General features: G+C 76.5%; 1 protein-coding gene and 1 pseudogene. Both read left to right on the forward strand.

The window, feature by feature from the left end:
* The coding region (locus GTW43_RS26020; protein ID WP_161304423.1) for a carboxyl transferase domain-containing protein at positions 1–2,404 on the forward strand (2,404 nt) is incomplete at its 5' end.
* A gap of 30 nt (positions 2,405–2,434) precedes the next feature.
* Positions 2,435–2,921 (forward strand): annotated as a pseudogene (locus tag GTW43_RS26025) (Ppx/GppA family phosphatase); the annotation flags it as partial.

Below are 2,921 nucleotides of genomic sequence, written 5' to 3' on the forward strand. Positions count from 1 at the left end.
CAGCGCGCTGCGACTGGCCCGCGCGGCCCGCTACGAGGGCGTCGGCACGGTCGAGTTCCTGGTGCGCGGCGCCGAGTTCGTGTTCATCGAGGCCAATCCGCGTCTCCAGGTCGAACACACGGTGACCGAGGAGGTGACCGGGGTCGACCTCGTGGCGGCGCAGCTGCGGATCGCGGCGGGCGAGCGGCTCGCGGACCTGGGCCTGGCCGGTCCCCCGCCGACGCCGCGCGGGGTCGCCGTGCAGGTCCGGGTGAACGCGGAGGTCACCTCGCCCGACGGCACGGTCCGCCCCTCCACCGGCCGGATCACCCGGTTCGACCCGCCCGCCGGACCCGGGATCCGGGTGGACACGGCGGTGCGCACCGGCACGGAGATCGGCACGCGCTTCGACTCCTTGCTGGCGAAGGTCGTCGCCCGGGCGCCTGCGGGCGGTCCGGCCGCGGCGTACGCGAAGGCGCGGCGCGCCCTGGACGAGTTCGCCGTGGAGGGGGTGGCGACGGGCGTGCCGCTGCTGCGCGCGCTCCTCGCCCACCCGGAGGTCACGGCGGGCGCCATCGACACGGGCTTCGTCGAGCGGCACCTCGCGGACCTCGTGCCGGCCGAGGAGGCGCGCCCCGCGGACGCGGCGGGCACACTGGTCGCCCCGATGAGCGGCACGGTCGTCTCGGTGCACGCGGAGCCGGGCGAGGCGGTCGCGGCGGGCTCCGTGCTCGTGGTCCTGGAGGCCATGAAGATGGAGCACGTGGTGCGCGCCGCACACCCCGGTGTCGTCCGGGAGGTGTCCGCGGCGGTCGGCGGGACGGTCGCCGAGGGGGCGGTGCTGGTCCGGCTCGATCCGGGTGGGGCGGGTGCGGCCGGCCCGGCGGACTCCGGGCCGGTGGACCCCGACACGGTGCGGGCCGATCTCGCCGAGGTCGGGGCGCGGCACGCGTTCGGGCTCGACGCGCACCGCCCGGAGGTGGTCGCGCGCCGGCACGCGGCGGGCCGGCGCACGGCGCGGGAGAACCTCGACGACCTCTGCGACCCGGGGACGTTCACCGAGTTCGGCGCGCTGGCCGTGGCGGCCCAGCGCCGCAGGCGCCCGCTGGAGGAGCTGGTCCGGGACACGCCCGCGGACGGCATGGTCACCGGCACGGGCCGGATCGGCGGCGTCCCGGTCGTCGCGATGTCGTACGACTACACCGTGCTGGCCGGGACGCAGGGCATGAACAACCACGCCAAGACGGACCGGATGCTGGCGGTCGCCGAGCGGCGCGGCCTGCCCGTCGTGCTGTTCGCCGAGGGCGGCGGGGGCCGGCCCGGCGACACGGACTCGACGGCGGTCGCGGGCCTGAACGTGTCGACGTTCCATCACATGGCGCGCCTGAGCGGCCGGGTGCCCCTGGTCGGCGTCGCCTCGGGCCGCTGCTTCGCGGGGAACGCGGCGCTGCTCGGCAGCTGCGACGTGATCATCGCGACGCCGGAGGCGAACATCGGCATGGGCGGCCCCGCGATGATCGAGGGCGGCGGTCTCGGCACGTACCGGCCCGAGGAGATCGGCCCGCTGTCGGTGCAGGTGCCGAACGGCGTTGTCGACCTGCCGGTCGCGGACGAGGCGGAGGCGGTGCGGGCGGCGCGCGCCTACCTGTCGTACTTCCAGGGCGTACGAGACGACTGGGAGGCACCGGACCAGCGGCTGCTGCGGCACGTGGTGCCGGAGAACCGGCGGCGGGCCTACGACGTGCGGGCCGCCGTCCGCGGGCTCGCCGACACCGGATCGGTCCTGGAGCTGCGGCGTGGCTTCGGGTCCGGGGTGGTCACGGCGCTGGTCCGGGTCGAGGGCCGGCCGCTGGGGCTGATCGCCAACGATCCGGGGTGTCTCGGCGGCGCCCTCGACCGGGACGCGGCCGACAAGGCGGCCCGCTTCCTGCGGTTGTGCGAGTCGTTCGCGCTGCCGGTCCTCTCGCTGTGCGACACCCCGGGGTTCATGGTCGGTCCGGACGCCGAACGCACCGCGACCGTGCGGCAGTTCGCGGACCTGTTCGTGGCGGGCGCCCGGCTGACCGTGCCCCTCGTGTGCCTCGTGCTGCGCAAGGCGTACGGGCTCGGCGCGATGGCGATGATGGGCGGCTCGACGCGGGCGCCGCTGGCCACCGCGGCCTGGCCCAGCGGCGAGTTCGGCGGGATGGGCCTGGAGGGCGCCGTCCGGCTCGGCTACCGCAGGGAACTCGCCGCGATCGCCGACCCCGACGCGCGCGAGCGGGCCTTCCGGGAACGGGTCGCCGAACTGTACGAACACGGCAAGGCGGTGAACGCGGCGGCCGCGCTCGAGATCGACGGGGTCATCGACCCGGCCGCGTCCCGCTCCTGGATCCTGTCGGCGCTCGGCACGGCCGGCGGCGTGAGCGGCACCGAGCGGCTTTGAGCGGCGGCCCCTGCGGGTACTCGGACGATCATGCGAATCAGTGTGGTGGATGTCGGGTCGAACACGGTGCGGCTCGCGATCGCCGACGCGGCCGACGGCGCGCCGCTGCCCGTGCACACGGCCAAGCGGCGGCTGCGCCTGTCGGACCGGATCGACGAGGACCGCCGGCTGGGCCCCGGCGCGGTCGCGGAGATCGTCGAGGCGGTCGCCGGTGCGCGCGACGAGGCCCGGCGCTGGGGCAGCGACGAGCCGTTCGCGTTCGCCACGGCCATCGTGCGGGACGCGCCGAACCGTGACGAGGTGCTGCGCGCGGTCCACGAGGGCACCGGCCTGCGGCTGCGGGTACTGCCGGGCGAGGTGGAGGCCGAGCTGACCTTCCTCGCCGCGCGGCGCTGGCTGGGCTGGCGGGCCGGACCGCTCGGCGTGCTCGACATCGGGGGCGGCTCGCTCGAGGTGGCCTTCGGGCGCGGCCGGTCGCCGAGCTTCGCGGTCTCGCTGCCGCTGGGCGCCCGCCGCC

Origin of the sequence: Streptomyces sp. SID5785 (genome assembly GCF_009870065.1) — a bacterium.
Lineage (GTDB): Bacteria > Actinomycetota > Actinomycetes > Streptomycetales > Streptomycetaceae > Streptomyces.